Source organism: Enterobacter cloacae complex sp. ESBL7, assembly GCF_041679625.1.
Classification (GTDB): Bacteria; Pseudomonadota; Gammaproteobacteria; order Enterobacterales; family Enterobacteriaceae; genus Enterobacter; species Enterobacter asburiae_B.
On the sequence record NZ_JBGORN010000012.1, the window covers coordinates 83,811 to 99,971 of the forward strand.

At 57.3% G+C, this 16,161-nt stretch carries 16 protein-coding genes and 1 pseudogene; 8 read left to right on the top strand and 9 right to left on the bottom strand.

Annotated features, from left to right (window positions below; all coding sequences use genetic code 11):
* Positions 1 to 46: 46 nt before the first annotated feature.
* From ACERY3_RS22885 to ACERY3_RS22900, 4 genes are read right to left on the bottom strand one after another with little or no spacing between them, the layout of a single operon-like run.
* Complete coding sequence (locus ACERY3_RS22885) at positions 47 to 349, bottom strand: PTS lactose/cellobiose transporter subunit IIA (RefSeq protein ID WP_029741865.1); 303 nt, start codon at positions 347 to 349, stop codon at positions 47 to 49.
* 5 nt (positions 350 to 354) lie between these two features.
* Positions 355 to 1,731 (bottom strand): glycoside hydrolase family 1 protein, encoded by a 1,377-nt coding sequence (locus tag ACERY3_RS22890; protein WP_058842033.1) that lies wholly within the window; start codon positions 1,729 to 1,731, stop codon positions 355 to 357.
* 17 nt (positions 1,732 to 1,748) lie between these two features.
* On the bottom strand, positions 1,749 to 3,074 hold the full coding sequence (locus tag ACERY3_RS22895) for a PTS sugar transporter subunit IIC (protein ID WP_023309840.1): 1,326 nt from the start codon (positions 3,072 to 3,074) through the stop codon (positions 1,749 to 1,751).
* A gap of 11 nt (positions 3,075 to 3,085) precedes the next feature.
* The gene (locus ACERY3_RS22900) at positions 3,086 to 3,400 is read right to left on the bottom strand and encodes a PTS sugar transporter subunit IIB (protein ID WP_039260376.1); all 315 of its coding nucleotides are present in this window, start codon (positions 3,398 to 3,400) and stop codon (positions 3,086 to 3,088) included.
* Positions 3,401 to 3,693: 293 nt separating this feature from the next.
* Here ACERY3_RS22900 and ACERY3_RS22905 point away from each other — a divergent pair, with 293 nt between their 5' ends.
* Entirely contained in the window at positions 3,694 to 4,644 is a 951-nt protein-coding gene (locus ACERY3_RS22905) for a LacI family DNA-binding transcriptional regulator (protein ID WP_033144326.1), read from the top strand.
* Positions 4,645 to 4,689: 45 nt separating this feature from the next.
* Here the strand turns inward: ACERY3_RS22905 and ACERY3_RS22910 are convergent, their stop codons facing one another.
* From ACERY3_RS22910 to ACERY3_RS22930, 5 genes are all read right to left on the bottom strand, one after another.
* Positions 4,690 to 4,986 (bottom strand): YicS family protein, encoded by a 297-nt coding sequence (locus ACERY3_RS22910; RefSeq protein ID WP_023309843.1) that lies wholly within the window; start codon positions 4,984 to 4,986, stop codon positions 4,690 to 4,692.
* A 121-nt stretch (positions 4,987 to 5,107) separates the two neighbouring features.
* Positions 5,108 to 6,472 carry an efflux transporter outer membrane subunit gene (locus tag ACERY3_RS22915; protein WP_058842034.1) on the bottom strand — a complete coding sequence of 455 codons (1,365 nt, stop codon included), beginning with the start codon at positions 6,470 to 6,472 and terminating at the stop codon, positions 5,108 to 5,110.
* A complete protein-coding gene (locus ACERY3_RS22920; RefSeq protein WP_058842035.1) occupies positions 6,472 to 9,582 on the bottom strand; it encodes an efflux RND transporter permease subunit in 3,111 nt (1,036 codons plus the stop codon). The genes ACERY3_RS22915 and ACERY3_RS22920 overlap by 1 nt, the downstream gene beginning before the upstream one ends.
* Positions 9,582 to 10,703 carry an efflux RND transporter periplasmic adaptor subunit gene (locus tag ACERY3_RS22925; RefSeq protein WP_058842036.1) on the bottom strand — a complete coding sequence of 374 codons (1,122 nt, stop codon included), beginning with the start codon at positions 10,701 to 10,703 and terminating at the stop codon, positions 9,582 to 9,584. Before ACERY3_RS22925 ends, ACERY3_RS22920 begins: the two co-directional genes overlap by 1 nt.
* A 148-nt stretch (positions 10,704 to 10,851) precedes the next feature.
* Positions 10,852 to 11,421, bottom strand: a complete 570-nt coding sequence (locus tag ACERY3_RS22930) for a TetR/AcrR family transcriptional regulator (RefSeq protein WP_058842037.1) — start codon at positions 11,419 to 11,421, stop codon at positions 10,852 to 10,854.
* Positions 11,422 to 11,607: 186 nt separating this feature from the next.
* Between ACERY3_RS22930 and ACERY3_RS22935 the strand changes: the two genes are divergently transcribed.
* The 7 genes and pseudogenes from ACERY3_RS22935 to ACERY3_RS22965 form a co-directional block, all read left to right on the top strand.
* The gene (locus ACERY3_RS22935; protein ID WP_039260381.1) at positions 11,608 to 12,027 is read left to right on the top strand and encodes a GNAT family N-acetyltransferase; all 420 of its coding nucleotides are present in this window, start codon (positions 11,608 to 11,610) and stop codon (positions 12,025 to 12,027) included.
* Positions 12,028 to 12,156: 129 nt separating this feature from the next.
* Positions 12,157 to 12,417, top strand: coding sequence for an antitoxin (locus tag ACERY3_RS22940; protein WP_039260382.1), 261 nt, complete (start codon positions 12,157 to 12,159; stop codon positions 12,415 to 12,417).
* A gap of 3 nt (positions 12,418 to 12,420) precedes the next feature.
* A complete protein-coding gene (locus ACERY3_RS22945; protein WP_176686521.1) occupies positions 12,421 to 12,819 on the top strand; it encodes a type II toxin-antitoxin system VapC family toxin in 399 nt (132 codons plus the stop codon).
* 140 nt (positions 12,820 to 12,959) lie between these two features.
* Positions 12,960 to 13,760, top strand: coding sequence for a lipoprotein NlpA (nlpA, locus tag ACERY3_RS22950; RefSeq protein WP_058842038.1), 801 nt, complete (start codon positions 12,960 to 12,962; stop codon positions 13,758 to 13,760).
* A gap of 122 nt (positions 13,761 to 13,882) precedes the next feature.
* Positions 13,883 to 14,662 (top strand): MBL fold metallo-hydrolase, encoded by a 780-nt coding sequence (locus ACERY3_RS22955; protein WP_058842039.1) that lies wholly within the window; start codon positions 13,883 to 13,885, stop codon positions 14,660 to 14,662.
* A gap of 26 nt (positions 14,663 to 14,688) precedes the next feature.
* Positions 14,689 to 15,642, top strand: coding sequence for a GlxA family transcriptional regulator (locus ACERY3_RS22960; protein WP_033144318.1), 954 nt, complete (start codon positions 14,689 to 14,691; stop codon positions 15,640 to 15,642).
* A gap of 183 nt (positions 15,643 to 15,825) precedes the next feature.
* Positions 15,826 to 16,161 (top strand): annotated as a pseudogene (locus ACERY3_RS22965) (ShlB/FhaC/HecB family hemolysin secretion/activation protein); the annotation flags it as partial.

The following is a 16,161-nucleotide window of genomic DNA, read 5'->3' on the forward strand; positions in this document are numbered from 1 at the left end:
CTCTATTTAGGGTACAGAGGTATTACAGTAATTATTTCGCCATAGACTATCTCTGATATAAATGAATAATTTCTTCGGACAGTTCACGCGCTAATAAGGAGTTCATTAAATGATCCTGCGCGTGCACCATAATTAACGTCATCGGCTGACGGCCTTCGCCCGCATCCTGCTCGATCAGTTTGGTCTGCATCTTGTGCGCCTGGCGCGCGTAGCCGTCGGCTTCGCGCAGCAGGCTTTTGGCTTCGTCAATATTGCCCTGGCGCGCCGCGTGCAGTGCTTCAAAGCACAGGCTGCGGGACTGTCCGGCATTGACGATAATTTCCATTACGGCTTCTTCTAATGCGATCATCATCATTACTCTTTTTCAAAACTATTATTTAACGCGGTAGCGGCAAACCACTCTCCGCTTTTCTTAATGGTGCGTTTCTGCGTCGCTAAATCGAGCTGGATAAATCCGTAGCGATTTTTATACGCGTTGCACCACGACCAGTTATCAATAAACGTCCACATATGGTAGCCGAGACAATTGCACCCTTCGCTAATACCCTTATGCAGCCAGGCTAAATGTTCGGAAATAAACTCGATGCGGTATTGATCGTTAATCTGGCCATTTTCAATAAAACGCTGCTCGTTTTCGACGCCCATGCCGTTTTCAGAAATAAAGCAGCGTGGGTTGCCGTAATTGTCGCGCAGGTTAACCAGAATATCGTAAATACCCGGCTCGTAGATTTCCCAGCCGCGGTACGGGTTCATCTTGCGGCCCGGCATCTCGTAATTATCGAAGAACCACTCCGGCATAAACGGCGCCTGCGGGTTCACCGCGCTGTCGCGACACTTCACGCGACGCGGCTGATAGTAATTCACGCCGAGCAGGTCGATTTTCCCTTCCGCAATCAGGAAGCCGTCTTCCGGTTTACAGGCGGGTAATTGATCGCAGGATTTCAGCAGCGCTACGAGATCTGCCGGGTATTCGCCGCGCAGGACCGGGTCAAGGAAGCTGCGGTTAAACATCAGATCCGCGATGTGCGCCGCCTTCACGTCTGCCGGGTTCTGCGAACGCGGGTACGACGGCGTCAGGTTCAGCACGATGCCAATCTCCCCCGCGTAATGCCCGGCGCGGTAGGCCTGGACCGCCTTCGCATGGGCCAGCACGGTGTGGTACGCCACGGTGGCTGCCCGACGAAAATCCACCACGTTCGGGTAGTGGAAGTCGTACAGATAACCGCCTTCCACCGGCACGATCGGCTCGTTGAAGGTAAACCAGTGCAGCACGCGATCGCCGAACAGCTCAAAGCAAATCTGCGCATAGCGGGCGTAGGCGTCCACCACGTCGCGGTTTTCCCAGCCGCCGATCTCCTGCATCGCCATCGGCATGTCGAAATGGAACAGGGTCATAAACGGCGTGATGCCCTGTTCATTCAGCTCATCAATGACCTGATTGTAAAAATCGACCGCTTCCGGGTTCACTTCACCGATACCGTCGGGGATCAGGCGCGCCCAGCTAATCGAGGTGCGAAAGCTGTTGTGGTTCAGCTGCTTTAACAGCTGAATATCCGTTTTCCAGTGCTGATAAAACGTGGAGGTCTGCTGCGGCCCCACGCCGTTGTGAAAACGGTTTGGCTCGCGGGCAAACCAGTAATCCCACGTGGTTTCCCCCTCTCTTGCCCCTTCCGTCTGGAGAGCGGAGCTTGCGCTGCCCCACCAGAAATTATCGGGAAATGCGTATTTCATGACTCTTCCTCTTTGACTTAATTGCTGGCGGTCTCGGCGGCGCCGACGGTTGCCTGGGCCTTCTGCTCTTCGTTTTTGATGAGCGTACGCTCATAGGCGCGCAGGAACGGCAGGTACATCAGCGCGGACATCACCATACAGACCAGGCACATCACCACCGGGCTCAGCGCCCAGTTTGCCGCCCACGAGGCGCCAATCGGTGCAGGGGTGGTCCACGGGGTTAACGAGACGACCTGCGCCAGCCAGCCGAGTTTGGTTGCCGCGTACGCCAGGCAGGCGTTGACCAGCGGAACGAACACGAACGGGATAAACAGCATCGGGTTCATGATGATCGGCGCGCCGAACAGAATCGGTTCGTTGATGTTGAAGAAGCTTGGCACCACGCCCATTTTGCCGATGGTGCGCAGGTGGGTAACGCGGCTGCGCAGCAGCAGGAACGCCAGCGGCAGGGTAGAGCCTACGCCGCCAATCAGCAGGTAGTGATCCCAGAAGCCCTGGAGGTAAACGTGCGGCAGCGCCGCGCCGGCCGCCAGCGCCGCCTGGTTTGCGGAGAGGTTTGCCATCCAGAACGGGTTCATGATGCCGGTGACGATCAGCGAGCCGTGAATACCGGCGAACCAGAAGATCTGGCACAGCAGCACGGAGAGCAGAATGGCGGGCAGGGAGTCAGAGGCGGACACCAGCGGCTCCAGCAGGTGCATGATCGCCTGCGGGATGATCATTCCGGTCTGCGCTTCGATGAACAGGTTCAGCGGGTGCAGCGTGCCGATCACCACCATCACCGGGATCAGGATCTCAAACGAGCGCGCCACGCCGGTTGGTACTTCCTTCGGCAGGCGAATGGTCACGTTGTTCTGCTTCAGCCACGCGTAGACGCGGGTGGCGTAAATGGCGGTGATCAGGGCGGTGAAGATGCCCTGGCCGGAGAGATACTGGGTCGAAATTTTGCCGTCGGCATACGGCGCGGCGACCAGCAGGAAGGCCATAAAGGCCAGCAGGCCGGACATCACCGGGTCGAGATTGAACTGACGCCCCAGGCTCGCGCCAATCCCCACCGAGATGAAGAAGGTCATCACGCCCATGCTGAGGTTAAACGGCAGCATCAGCTGTTCGCGATAGGTCTGGGAGAAATCCAGCCAGCCGCGGGCAAAGCTGTTGGTGGTATCCGCCGAGAAAGGCGGGAAGATGAACACCAGCATAAACGAGCCGATGATCATAAACGGCAGCGCGGCGGTAAAGCCGTCGCGGATGGCAATCACATACTTTTGCTGGCCCAGCTTTGCGGCCAGCGGGGTAATTGACTGCTCAATCACCGCGACCATGGATTGATATAACGAACTCATGTGAACACCTTTTAGTGTGCCGCTTCGATGAGCGACAGAGCATAGTCCAGTACTTTATCGCCACGCTGCATGCCGTAGTCCATCATATCGATGGGCTGCACCGGAATGCCTTTCGTAGCCGCCTTGTCTGAGAGTGTCTTTAACATGTATTTCACTTGCGGTCCGAGAAGGACAACCTGGTATTGCGGAAACTGCGTATCAAATTCGGAAACACCGTACGCATCAATCTTCACCGGCAAACCACGTTCTTTCGCGACATCGACCATTTTGCTGACCAACAGGCTGGTGGACATCCCGGCAGAGCAGCACAGCATAATCTTGAACATCGACAACCATCCTCTAAATGTAAAAAGTTATTGCGAGGTTGATTGGACATTATACGGAAACCGGTTTCCATTCATAAAAGACAGAAGTGTGACAACCATCAAGATCCCTTACTTATGAGGCTAATTAACCGGATGTGGGTCACATAATTTGGCTGTTTTGACATCATTTTGAGTGGAAACGGAAAATCGGTTTCCATGGAAAACGGAAACGGATATACTCCGTTCTGGCTATAATGTGAGCCGAAGCGGTGATGGAATTTGCAGGCGCGAGGTAAGCCTGCCAGGGGAAAGAGATGTCGACAATCAATGATGTATCACGTCTTGCCGGGGTGTCTAAAGCCACGGTATCGCGAGTGTTGAGCGGGTCGCGTGGCGTTAAGGAAGCCAGCCGTCAGGCCGTTCTGAAGGCCGTGGATGAGCTGAACTATCGTCCCAACGTGATTGCCCAGTCGCTGCTGAGCCAGTCGACGGGCTGCATTGGAGTCATTTGCGCGCAGGAAAATATTAACCAGACCACCGGTTATCTCTACGCGCTGGAAAAACAGCTCAGCCAGCATCAAAAACACCTCCTGCTGCGCTTCGCGCACAGCAAGGCGGAAGTGATGCACGCCCTTGAAGAACTCTCCTGCGGACTCTGCGATGATATCCTGGTGATTGGCGCTCGTTTCCCGCTGGACGTGGAGATGGACAACGTCATTCTGGTAGACTGCATGGAGTCTGATAATTCCAACAGCATTCAGTTCGATCACGCCTTTGCCGCCGAAACCGCCTGTAACTACCTCACCAGCCAGGGGCGTCGCCAGATTGCGCTGATCCACCCCCACGGCAGCGGTTTTGCCGACCAGGTGCTGCTTGGCTACAAGCACGCGCTGGAGAAAAATTTCCTGCCCTTTAATCGCAGCCTGGTCTTTATGGACGCGACTTCTTCATCCGTTGCGCTGCAGGAGCTGCTTAACAACGCCAGCACCCTGAATTTCAACGCGCTGCTGGTGGCGGACGAGCAGGAAGCCCAGCGGGTGATCCCACAGCTGCAGGCGTTTAATAAATCGGTGCCGGACGACATTATGGTCTTCAGCCTTGCCGGATCGCTGCACCTGCCGGGTATTCCGGTGATCCCGGCGATTGAATATTCCATGGACGCGATGGCGGCGCGGATTGTGAGCTGGCTGACGGAGAAAACGCAGATGCTCGGGTCCTATGTTCTGCGCGGGGATCTCATCATTCCGGATATGCGGAAGCGTTAAACATGTTTTCCAGGCCGGGTAAGCGCAGCGCCACCCGGCGGGAACTCAATAATCCTCCATACAATCCACCTGACCAATCGCCCCCCAGTAGGCATCCAGGTTGTCGCGCTTCACGGCGGTGATGGCATTTTTGATCAGCAGCTGATTGGCCTCGGACGACAAAATCATCTCCTGCCAGGCTTTATCGCTCTGCTTTTTCTGTGGCGTACAGGTTTTCTTAATATCTTTAAGGACCTGCTGCTTTATTTGCGCCTCTTTCGCGGGGTCATCCTTTTCCTGAGCATGGACAAACGCGGCGAAGAGCAGACAAACCAGCAGGCAGACCAGGTGCGCAGCTTTCATCAACAACCCCCTTTAGAAGTCACATGCTTCCCATGAAATATATCGTTACATTCAGTGTAGCGACGCCAGCCGAAAGTATGAATTTTCTCTTCACCGCCTGTCATGAACTTCCCGGCAAGCGCTACTGAATACCGCCCCCCAGCGACTGCCACAGCGTGATGCGGTTTTCCAGGTCGGTTTGCTGCAGCGCGATCAGCGATTCCTGCGCCGACCACAGCGACCGCTGCGCGGTCAGTACCGTCAGATAATCCCCCGCGCCCGCCTTATAGCTGCGCGTTGCCACGTCCAGCGTTTTTTGCTCCGCCGCGACGTATTCGCGCTGGGCGTCGAGCTGCTCGCTCAGGGTTTCACGCCGCGCCAGCGCGTCGGCCACGTCCTTAAACGCGCTCTGGATGGCTTTCTCATAGGTGGCGATCAGCCCCTTCTTCTCCGCTTCCGCGTAGCGCAACTGCGCCAGATTGTTCCCGCCGCTGAACAGCGGCAGGGTGATGGACGGCGCAAACGACCAGACCTTCATCCCGTGGCTGAACAGGGAGGAGAGCGAGTCGCTGCCGACGCCCGCGCTGGCGGTCAGTGAAATGGTTGGGAAGAAGTTGGCCCGCGCCGCGCCGATGTTGGCGTTGGCGCTCAGCAGGTTATGCTCGGCCTCCTGAATATCCGGACGACGCAGCAGGGTGCTGGAGCTGACGCCCGCCGGGATCAGCGTGATGGCATTGTCGCTCAGGCTCTCCAGCGTGCCGGGAAGCAGGTTGTCCGGCACCGTATCGCCCGCCAGCAGATTAAGGGCATTTTTGTCCTGCATCACCAGCGTCCGGTAGCTTGCGACGCTGGCGCGCGCCTGCTGGTACACCGCCATTGCCGAGCTGACGTCCGTGGCGGCCGCCACGCCAACGTCCTGCTGGCGCTTCACAATCTTCAGCGAATTCGCCGCGCTCTCCATCGTGGATTTCGCCAGCGCCAGGTTGCTGTTATCCGCCGCCAGCGTCACCCAGGCCGTGGTCAGCTCGCTAACCATCGTCAGGCGCGTGTTCTGCGCGGTGAACTCGCTGGCAAGCCAGGTTTCACGCGCGGCGCGGGAGAGGCTCTGGTTGCGGCCAAACAGATCCAGCTCGAAGCTGGAGACCGCGCCGTTGGCTTCGTCGCTTGTCGCGACGCCGCTTGCCAGCGTGCGGCTGCGGGTGTGGCTCAGCTCCGCGTCCACCGTCGGGAACAGGGACGAGCGCGTTTCACCGTACTGGGCGCGGGCGGCGTCGATATCGGCAATCGCTTTTTGCACGTCGCGGTTGCTGTTCAGCGCCATCGTCACCACGCTTTTCAGCCGCGCGTCGTTCATTACCTGCTGCCACTGGCTCACCACGGAGGTGGCTTCGCCGTGCGCGCCGGGCAAGGTTGCCGGGACGGGCGCGTCCGGGCGTTGATACGTTGGATCTAACGACACACAGCCCGCGCTCAGCAGGGCTAGCGCTAAAACAGATACACGAAACATTATGACCTCCGGTTCGCGTGTTTACCGGAGAACAGTCGTTTCACCAGTACAAAGAATAAGGGGACGAAGAAGATCGCCAGCAGCGTCGCGGCCAGCGTCCCGCCGATAATGCCGGTACCAATTGCCACGCGGCTGTTGGCGCCTGCACCGGTTGCCACGGCCAGCGGCGTAACCCCTGCGATAAACGCCAGCGAGGTCATGATGATCGGCCGCAGACGCGTCTGGGCGGCCCGCAGTGCGGCGCGCGTCAGAGAGTACCCTTCAGCGACTTTGGCTTCGGCAAACTCGACAATCAGGATCGCGTTCTTCGACGACAGGCCGATAGTGGTGAGCAGCGCCACCTGGAAGTAAACGTCGTTGTTCAGGCCGCGCAGGGAGGCGGCGACGGCCGCGCCCAGCACGCCAAGCGGGATCACCAGGATGACCGAAATCGGCACCGACCAGCTCTCATACAGCGCCGCCAGGCACAGGAACACGACGAGGATGGAGAGGGCATACAGGCTCATCGCCTGACCGCTCGCCAGTTTTTCCTGCAGCGACAAACCGCTCCACGCCCAGGTGCTGCCGGACGGCAGGCTGTTTGCCAGCTGCTCCATTTTGCCCATCGCCGTGCCGGAGCTGGCGCCGCTGGCGTTTTCGCCCTGTATCTCATACGCCGCCGAGCCGTTGTAGCGCACCAGGCTTTCCGGGCCGTACTCCCAGCGGGTGGTGGCGAAGGCTGAGAACGGCGTCATGGTGCTGTCGCTGCCGCGCACAAACCATTTGTTGAGATCCGACGGTACGGCGCGGGTGTCGCTGTCGCCCTGGATGTAGACCTTTTTCACGCGGCCGCGGTCGATAAAATCGTTCACGTAGGTCCCGCCCCAGGCGCTGGAGAGGGTGTCGGTAACGTCGCTCAGGGACAGCCCCAGCGACACGGCCTTGTTGTTATCGATATCCACCTGAAGCTGCGGCATCTGCGGCAGATCGTTGGCGCGCACGGCGTGCAGCGAGCTGTCCTGATTGGCCTCGCCAATCAGCTGGTTACGCAGCTTCAGCAGCGCGTCGCGGTCGGTGCCGCCGCTGGCCATCAGCTCAAAGGTAAAGCCGTTGCTCTGGCCCAGGCCGTCCACCGCGGGCGGCGTCATGGCAAAGATGGTCGCATCGCGGATGGTGCTCAGCTCCTGCGTGGCGCGCAGGGCGATGGCCTGAGCGGTATTCTCATCGCCTTTACGTTCGGACCAGTTTTTCAGGGAGACAAACGCCATCCCGGCGTTCTGGCCGCTGCCGCTGAAGCTGAAGCCTTCAATGGTGAAGATCACGTTGGTATTGGCTTTTTCTTTCGTGAGGAACCACTCGCGCACCTGGCGGCTGACTTCGGCGGTACGTACCGTCGTTGCGCCCGCTGGCAGGGTGTACTGCACCATGATTTCGCCCTGATCTTCCGTTGGCAGGAAGCTGCCCGGCAGCTTAAGCATGGCGAAGCCCATCGCGCCGCAGAGCAGGGCATAGATAACCAGCATGCCGCCGGAACGGCGCAGGGCGCGCAGCACCTTGTTCTGATAGCCGCGCTCGGTCCTGCTGTAGAAGCGGTTAAACGAGCCGAAGAAGCCCTTTTTGTGCGGCGCCGTGTGGCTCAGGATCGAGCCGCAGAGCGCCGGCGTCAGGGTCAACGCCACCACCACGGAGAGGAACATCGCCGAAATGATGGTGACCGAGAACTGACGGTAAATCACCCCGGTGGAGCCGCCGAAGAAGGCCATCGGCAGGAATACCGCAGAGAGCACCAGCGCAATGGCAACCAGCGCGCCGGAGATTTCGCCCATCGATTTCTCAGTAGCTTCCCGGGCGGGCAGCCCCTCGTCGCGCATAATACGCTCGACGTTTTCCACCACCACGATGGCGTCATCCACCAGGAGCCCAATCGCCAGCACCATCGCAAACAGCGTCAGGGTGTTGATGGAGTAGCCGAACAGCGCCAGCACGCCGAAGGTGCCCAGCAGAACGACAGGCACCGCCAGCGCCGGGATCAGCGTCGCGCGGATGTTTTGCAGGAACAGGTACATCACCACCACCACGAGGATAATGGCTTCGAACAGGGTCTGAATCACGTCCTCAACGGAGATCTTGATGAACTCGGTGCTGTCTTTCGGGTAGGCCACGTCGTAGCCTTCCGGCATCGACTTTTTGAACTCGGCGATTTTATCTTTCACCGCCGTGGCGGTGTTGAGCGCGTTCGCGCCCGGTGAAAGCATCACCGCCATACCCGCCGCCGGGTGGCCGTTGAGCTTCGCGGTGGCGGTATAATCTTCGCTGCCCATCTCCACGCGGGCGACGTCGCTGATGCGCACCACCGCGCCGCTGGACTGGCTCTTCACGATGATGTTTTTAAACTGATCGACCGTCTGCAGGCGCGACTGGGCGCGGACGGTGGCGGTCAGCTGCTGGACGTTCGACGAGGGCAGCGCGCCGATTTTACCGGCGGAGACCTGCACGTTCTGCGCTTCAATCGCGCTCTGCACGTCGGACGGCATCAGCGAGTAGGACGCCAGCTTCGCCGGGTCGAGCCAGATGCGCATGGCGTATTCTGCCCCGAACACCTGCAGGCTGCCGACGCCCTCCACGCGCGCCAGCGGGTCCTGCATATTGCTCACCAGCCAGTCAGCTATGTCCGAGCTGCTGGCGGTATCGGTTTTATCGTACACGCCCATGATCAACAGGAAGTTGCTCTGCGATTTCTCGACGGTAATGCCGGACTGCTGCACCTCGGTCGGCAGGCGCGATTCCGCCTGCTGAACTTTGTTCTGCACTTGCACCTGGGCGGTGTCCGGGTCGGTTCCCTGCTCGAAGGTGACGGTAATGCTCACCGACCCGTCCGAGCTGCTGGTGGAGGTGAAGTAGAGCAGGTTATCCAGGCCGGTCAGCTGCTGCTCGATCACCTGCGTCACGCTGTTTTCCAGCGTCTGCGCGGAGGCACCGGTGTAGGTGGCGGAGATTTTGATCGACGGCGGGGCGACGTCCGGGTACTGCGCGACCGGCAGCGTACGGATCGCCAGCATCCCGGCGAGCATGATAAGAATGGCGATAACCCAGGCAAAGACCGGGCGACGCACGAAGAAGCGGGAAAACATCAGGCGTTTCCTCCGCTGGCTTTCATCTCTTCGGCCTTCACTTCCTGCCCGGCAGTCACTTTGTCGGTGCCTTCCACAATCAGCTTATCGCCCGCCTTGAGGCCGCTCAGCACCAGCCATTTGTCGCCGTAGGTGTCGCCCGTCTCCAGCTGACGCTGCTCGACCTTATTGCTGGCATTCACCACCAGCGCGGTGGCGGTGCCTTTGGCGTCGCGGGTGATGCCCTGCTGCGGGGCGAGGATCGCGTCGTTCATGACGCCTTCATCCACCCTGGCGCGAACGAACATCCCCGGCAGGAGCTGATGCTGCGGGTTCGGGAAGACGGCGCGTAGCGTGACCGAGCCGGTTGATTCATCCACCGCCACTTCGGTTAACGTCAGACGGCCTTTCTCGCCGTAGGTGCTGCCGTCTTCGAGGATTAAGGACACGCTTAGCGTATCGCTATTTGTGGCAAGGGTTTGCCTGCGTAAACGCAGCAGATCGGCGCTGGAACGCGTGAGATCGACGTACATACTGTCCAGCCCGCGAACGGTGGCGAGCGCGGTATCCTGCTGGGCGGTCACCAGCGCGCCGGGCGTGACGGAGGAGATGCCGATGCGTCCGGCAATCGGCGCGGTAACGGTGGTCCAGTTAAGGTTAATGCGCGCGCTCTCCTGCGCGGCCTTCTTTGACTCGACGCTGGCCTTGTCCTGCGCGCAGGTGGACTTCGCGTCCTCTGCGTCCTGGCGCGACACGCCGTCGTCTTTCACCAGCTGCGCATAGCGCTGGGCCTTCTGGCAGTCGGCCGCTACCAGCGCCTGAGCCTGCTTCAGCGCCGCGGCGGCTTCATCAAACGCCGCGCGGTAGCTGGAAGGGTCAATTTGATACAGCGCCTGTCCGGCTTTCACGGCATCGCCTTCGGTGAACAGCCGCTTCTGGATAATGCCGCCCACCTGCGGGCGCACTTCGGCGCTCATGGCGGCGGTGGTGCGGCCGGTCAGTTCGCTGACGACGGACACCGGCTGGCTCATGAGGGTGACAATCCCCACATCCGGAAGAGGACGCTGGGGAGCAGATGTTTGCGCATTATCGCACCCGGTCAGGAGAAATAATGCCGCGATGGAGGTTGTTATGTTTTTCATAATCTTTTTCCAGGGTGAACGACGCCTGCCCCGTTAATGGCTTAACGGGGAGGAGGGCTATTTAAAGGCACAGCGATACCGCATCTCCGGCTGAGCCAGAGATGTAAAAAAGGGGAATTACTTATTCCCGCTAATTATTCTTATGCGATTACTTCGCAGAGAAAAGCATATTTAAAATATCCTGATAAAGGGGTTCTAATTGTTCTGACGGGACTTTTAAGGGGGTTAATCGACGATAAATCGTTCCCTCAATCATCACGGCGGTAATCTCCACGCAGCAGCGAATATGCTCGTCGCGCAGGTGGGGAAACTGCTTTTTCAGGTGCGCACAGGCGTTGGCGAACATGCGCGATTCGGCTTCGATCAGCATCGTCGCCACCTGCGGATTACGCGTGGCCTCAGCGGACATTTCCAGCATCAGCGCATCGTCATCTTCGTTGAGGGTCTGTCGCCAGGCGAGCGCCTGCGGCATCCCTTCCACCAGGGTTTTACCCTGCATCTCCTCAATGCGCGAGTCGATGATGCGGCGGATCATCTCTTCGATAATCGCGTCTTTGTTGCTGAAATAACGGTAAATTTGCCCGACGCTGAGCTTCGCTTCGCTGGCTATCTGCGACATGCTGGCGGCGTGAAATCCGCTGGCGCGAAAGCAGCGACGCGCGGCGGTGATGATCTCGCCCTGACGTTGTTTTTGTCGTTCTTCCAGTTTCGTACTCATCGTCGGCTACCGTGTAAAAGTGAGAATGATCGTTCTCAGTATACGTTTTGGGTGCGTATTGGAAAGGCCTTTTTTATTTAGATATTGAGGGAATGTTTCCGTATTTAAAAAATGGAGGGAATGAGGAGTTTTTGTGGAGGTTAAGCTGTGAGATATTCAGATTGCATAGAAAATAAGGAGAGAAAAATGCACCTGAGCATAACAAATAATGTAACGCCCGCTGAAAAAGAAGAGTTATTTGTGGGGTTAAGAGCCTATAACGGGCAATTTTTGGATATGGCGACCTTTAGCGGCGACATTGGCGTTTACGTACGAGACGATAAAGGCGTCATGCTCGGCGGGCTAATTGGGGTGCGTAAAGGCGACTGGCTGAATATCGACTATCTCTGGGTCAGCGAGACCGTGCGCGGATCCGGCGTGGGCAGCCAGCTCATCAAAACGGCCGAAGAGGAAGCCAGACGCAAAGGCTGCAAGCACGCGCTGGTCGATACCGCCAGCTTCCAGGCGCGCCCGTTCTATGAAAAACAGGGGTACCAGCTGCAAATGTCTTTGCAGGATTATCCTTATCCGGGCATGCAGCGGCATTATCTGGCGAAAGCGCTTTAAATCCTTTTCTGTGATTAGGGATTCAGCTATTTATTGCGAGTCGCATTCCTAATTTGAAGCGTGTTGCTTGTCTTCTTTTCAGGCCCTGGCGCATGCTTTGGCCTGGTCAAGTAAACCATGGAGATGGCAATGGAACGCACAGCAAAACTCTTCAAGAAGGGGCGGAATCAGGCCGTAATGCTACCTGCTGAATTCGCGTTTGATACGGAGAGCGTCTACATCCGGCGGGATGAGGAGGGGAATGTCGTTTTGACTGCGAGATCGGAGAAAGAACGGCATCGAGATAACTTTTTACGTTTATTGAAGCAGACCCATGTTCCTGATTCATTCCTCAGCAAAGAGGAACGTAATCAGAGCTATACAACAAGAGATCCCTTTGAAGGACTCTAGAATATGCTGCATATGTTGGATACAAACATGGTAAGCCATCTCGTGAGACAACATCCTGGGGTGTTGGAACAATATTCTCGCACCCCAACTGAAAAAATGTGTATTTCAAGCGTAACGGAGGCTGAATTGCTTTATGGGATAGCCAAAAAGCAAAACGACACATTACAAAAAACCATACTGGAATTTCTTAAAACCATTACGATTTGCGACTGGGACAGTGACGCCGCCGCAACGTACGGCGAACTCCGCGCAGCAATGGAGAAGAGAGGAAAAGTGATGGGCGATCTCGATCAACTGATCGCTGCGCATGCTATCAGTCGGAGAACAACGATTGTGACTAACGATCGTGCATTCAGAATGGTGCAGGAGCTTACCGTTGAGGACTGGACGACAACGTCGTGATCCCTCATGCCGGGTAAGCGCAGCGCCACCCGGCAAAACCCGCATATAACTTATCCTTCTTATTGATTCTTTTTCGGTTTTTATTTCACCGCCTCGTTGTCGATATAGTCACTACAACATTTAGCAAAAGGAACTGTCTTGTGAAACGTCGATTGGGTGCTCTGGTACTTGCTGGCCTGCTGCTGGCAGGGTGCGATCAAAGTGGCAGCGATGCCAAACACATTAAAGTGGGCGTCATCAACGGCGCTGAACAGGACGTGGCGGAAGTCGCCAAAAAGGTGGCAAAAGAGAAATATGGCCTGGACGTGGAGCTGGTCGGCTTCAGCGGCTCGCTGTTGCCCAACGATGCCACCAACCAGGGAGAACTGGATGCCAACGTCTTCCAGCATCGCCCGTTCCTCGCTGAGGATAACAAGGCGCATGGCTACAAGCTGGTGGCCGTGGCGAACACCTTTGTTTTTCCGATGGCCGGCTATTCCCGCAAAATCAAATCCGTCTCTGACCTGAAGGACGGGGCGACGATTGCCATTCCAAACGACCCGACCAACCTTGGCCGCGCGCTGTTGCTGCTGCAAAAGGAGAAGCTCATTACCCTGAAGCCGGGCACCGGGCTGCTGCCGACGGCGCTGGATATTACCGCCAACCCTAAACAGCTGAAAATTATGGAGCTGGAAGGGGCGCAGCTGCCGCGCGTGCTGGACGACCCGAAAGTGGATGTCGCCATTATCAGCACTACCTATATTCAGCAAACCGGGCTGTCGCCGGTGCATGACAGCGTCTTTATTGAAGACAAAAACTCGCCGTACGTGAACATCGTGGTGACGCGCGAAGACAACAAAGACGCGGAGAACGTGAAGGAATTTATCCAGTCGTATCAGTCGCCTGAAATAGCGAAAGCGGCGGAGACGATCTTTAACGGCGGGGCAGTGCCGGGCTGGTAAACGATCTGACGGAAAACGGGTTGCTTAAATTGGCCCGATTCCATCGGTAATCGCCCTTTAGCCCACAGCGCCAATTGCGACAGCTGGCTATCCTCCTTATCACACCAACCGGAGGATAGCCCATGAACATTACCCATATTCGCAACGCCACCCAGCTGATTTCCTACGCCGGAAAACGTCTTTTAATCGACCCGATGCTGGCCCCGAAGGGGGCTTATCCTGGCTTTCCCGGCACGGCGTATGCCGAACGCCGTAACCCGACGGTCGAACTTCCCGTTGACGTCAACACGCTGCTGGACGCCGACGCGGTGATCGTCACCCATACCCATGACGATCACTGGGATCGCACCGCGGTGGAGCTGATCGCCAAAGACAAACCGATCTACGTGCAAAACGATCGTGACGCCGCGCTGCTGCGCAGCCAGGGATTCAGCAACCTGACGGTCATGACCGACGCGACCTTCTTCGGCGATATTCAGATTACGAAAACCCACGGCGGGCAGCACGGCACCGATCGCGCTTACGCCGTGCCCGAGCTGGCGGAGCGTCTGGGGGAGGCCTGCGGCGTGGTGCTGCGTCATCCCGATGAGAAGACACTTTATCTTGCCGGGGATACCGTCTGGCGTGACGAGGTGGCGGCCGATCTGCAAAAGCACCAGCCGGACGTGGTGGTACTGAACGCTGGCTATGCCCACGTCATTGGTTTTGGGCCCATTATTATGGGGCAGGAGGACGTGCTCAACGTTCATTTCCTGCTGCCGCAGGCCAGCATTGTGGCGATCCATATGGAGGCGATTAACCACTGCCTGTTGACCCGCAGCGCGCTGCGTGAGTACGTTGAAGCCAATCAGGTGAGTGACGCAGTGAGCATTCCCCAGGATGGCGAAACCGTTATATTCTGAGTGCATTAAAGGGAAAGGAGGAACTGATGTCGCTAATCAACGTCGCGATTGTCGCGGTAGACGGGTTCAGCCCGTTCCACTACTCCGTTCCCTGCATTCTGTTTGGCGATTCGGTCTCCGGCGAAAAGCGCTTTAACGTGACGATCTGCGCCGAAACGCCGGGGTTCCTCACCTCAAAAGACGGATTTGCCCTCAACGCTACGCAGGATTACACCGCCATTGGCCAGGCCGATATTGTCGTCGTTCCCTACTGGCAGCACGTCCTTGAACGCCCGCCCCAGACGCTGCTCGACAGCCTGGTGCAGGCGAGAGACAACGGCGCGGAAATCGTCGGGCTGTGTCTGGGGTCGTTTGTGCTGGCCTGGGCGGGGCTCCTCGACGGCAAACGTGCGGCCACCCACTGGGAGTTCGAGCATCAGTTCCAGTCCCTTTTCCCGCACGTTCAGCTGGATATCAATGCGCTCTACGTGGATGACGGCAATATCATCACCTCCGCCGGAACCGCGGCGGCGCTGGACTGCTGCCTGTATATCATTCGTCAGCGCTTTGGCAGCGTGGTCGCCAACCAGATTGCCCGTCGGATGATTGTTCCGCCCCACCGCGAGGGCGGTCAGGCGCAGTTCATCGCCCAGCCGGTACCCAAAGATACCCGCGACGGACGCATTAACTGCCTGATCGATTATCTTCAGCAGCACATTACCGAACCGCATAGCCTGGACTCGCTGGCGGAGGTGGTTTCGATGAGCCGCCGCACGCTGACCCGTCATTTTATTCAAGCCACGGGGATGAGCGTCGCCGACTGGCTTACCGCCGAACGCCTGCGGCGCAGCCAGCTCCTGCTTGAAGCCGGAAATATGCCGATTGAGCGCGTGGCCGAACTGGTGGGATTTAATTCCGCCGTCACCTGGCGACAGCAGTTTAAGGCGCGTTTTGGGGTGAGCCCTGCGGAATGGAGAAAAACGTTTCGTCTTCACAGCTAGTGTATTACGGCTAACTCAAGATTTAAGGGTTAGTTAAATCACTTCTTATTTTTTCTTAATCCACCTCTCATTTTTCTGAAAAAATATTTTATTTGCTTCGCCTTAACGCAAATTAGATATACTCGCATTAAGAATGCTCTTATATTTCGAAAATATTAATTGCGAATAAATTTTGTGGCATGGATGAATAGCAATAAAATAGAAAGAAGAATAATTTCATTAGCAAATTATATTATTTTTATCTTATCGGGTGCGCTTTTTTCAGCAAGCGTTAACGCTGCACCCTTGTCGCCAGCCGATCGCGATACTATTCAGCAGCAACAGCAGCAGCTTTTATTACAGAACCAGCAACAGCGTGAAGAGCTGGAGCGGAGTATTCCTCGTCCCGCGCCTGACAGGCCTCTGCCTGCAGCCGGCACCGGGCCCTGCTTCACCATTGATACCATTACCCTTTCCGGCACGACCCTCATTTCCCCGAAAACCCGGCAGGCCCTTGTTGCGCCGTGGCAGGGCCGGTGT

Excerpts from the sequence above, each read along its gene's own strand:
- ACERY3_RS22920 (WP_058842035.1), bottom strand. The coding sequence starts at position 9,582 with ATGTTTTCCCGCTTCTTCGTGCGTCGCCCGGTCTTTGCCTGGGTTATC.
- ACERY3_RS22885 (WP_029741865.1), bottom strand. The coding sequence starts at position 349 with ATGATCGCATTAGAAGAAGCCGTAATGGAAATTATCGTCAATGCCGGA.
- ACERY3_RS22945 (WP_176686521.1), top strand. The coding sequence starts at position 12,421 with ATGCTGCATATGTTGGATACAAACATGGTAAGCCATCTCGTGAGACAA.
- ACERY3_RS22940 (WP_039260382.1), top strand. The coding sequence starts at position 12,157 with ATGGAACGCACAGCAAAACTCTTCAAGAAGGGGCGGAATCAGGCCGTA.
- ACERY3_RS22930 (WP_058842037.1), bottom strand. The coding sequence starts at position 11,421 with ATGAGTACGAAACTGGAAGAACGACAAAAACAACGTCAGGGCGAGATC.
- ACERY3_RS22935 (WP_039260381.1), top strand. The coding sequence starts at position 11,608 with ATGCACCTGAGCATAACAAATAATGTAACGCCCGCTGAAAAAGAAGAG.
- ACERY3_RS22915 (WP_058842034.1), bottom strand. The coding sequence starts at position 6,472 with ATGTTTCGTGTATCTGTTTTAGCGCTAGCCCTGCTGAGCGCGGGCTGT.
- ACERY3_RS22895 (WP_023309840.1), bottom strand. The coding sequence starts at position 3,074 with ATGAGTTCGTTATATCAATCCATGGTCGCGGTGATTGAGCAGTCAATT.
- ACERY3_RS22910 (WP_023309843.1), bottom strand. The coding sequence starts at position 4,986 with ATGAAAGCTGCGCACCTGGTCTGCCTGCTGGTTTGTCTGCTCTTCGCC.
- ACERY3_RS22955 (WP_058842039.1), top strand. The coding sequence starts at position 13,883 with ATGAACATTACCCATATTCGCAACGCCACCCAGCTGATTTCCTACGCC.
- ACERY3_RS22960 (WP_033144318.1), top strand. The coding sequence starts at position 14,689 with ATGTCGCTAATCAACGTCGCGATTGTCGCGGTAGACGGGTTCAGCCCG.
- ACERY3_RS22900 (WP_039260376.1), bottom strand. The coding sequence starts at position 3,400 with ATGTTCAAGATTATGCTGTGCTGCTCTGCCGGGATGTCCACCAGCCTG.
- ACERY3_RS22925 (WP_058842036.1), bottom strand. The coding sequence starts at position 10,703 with ATGAAAAACATAACAACCTCCATCGCGGCATTATTTCTCCTGACCGGG.
- ACERY3_RS22905 (WP_033144326.1), top strand. The coding sequence starts at position 3,694 with ATGTCGACAATCAATGATGTATCACGTCTTGCCGGGGTGTCTAAAGCC.
- ACERY3_RS22890 (WP_058842033.1), bottom strand. The coding sequence starts at position 1,731 with ATGAAATACGCATTTCCCGATAATTTCTGGTGGGGCAGCGCAAGCTCC.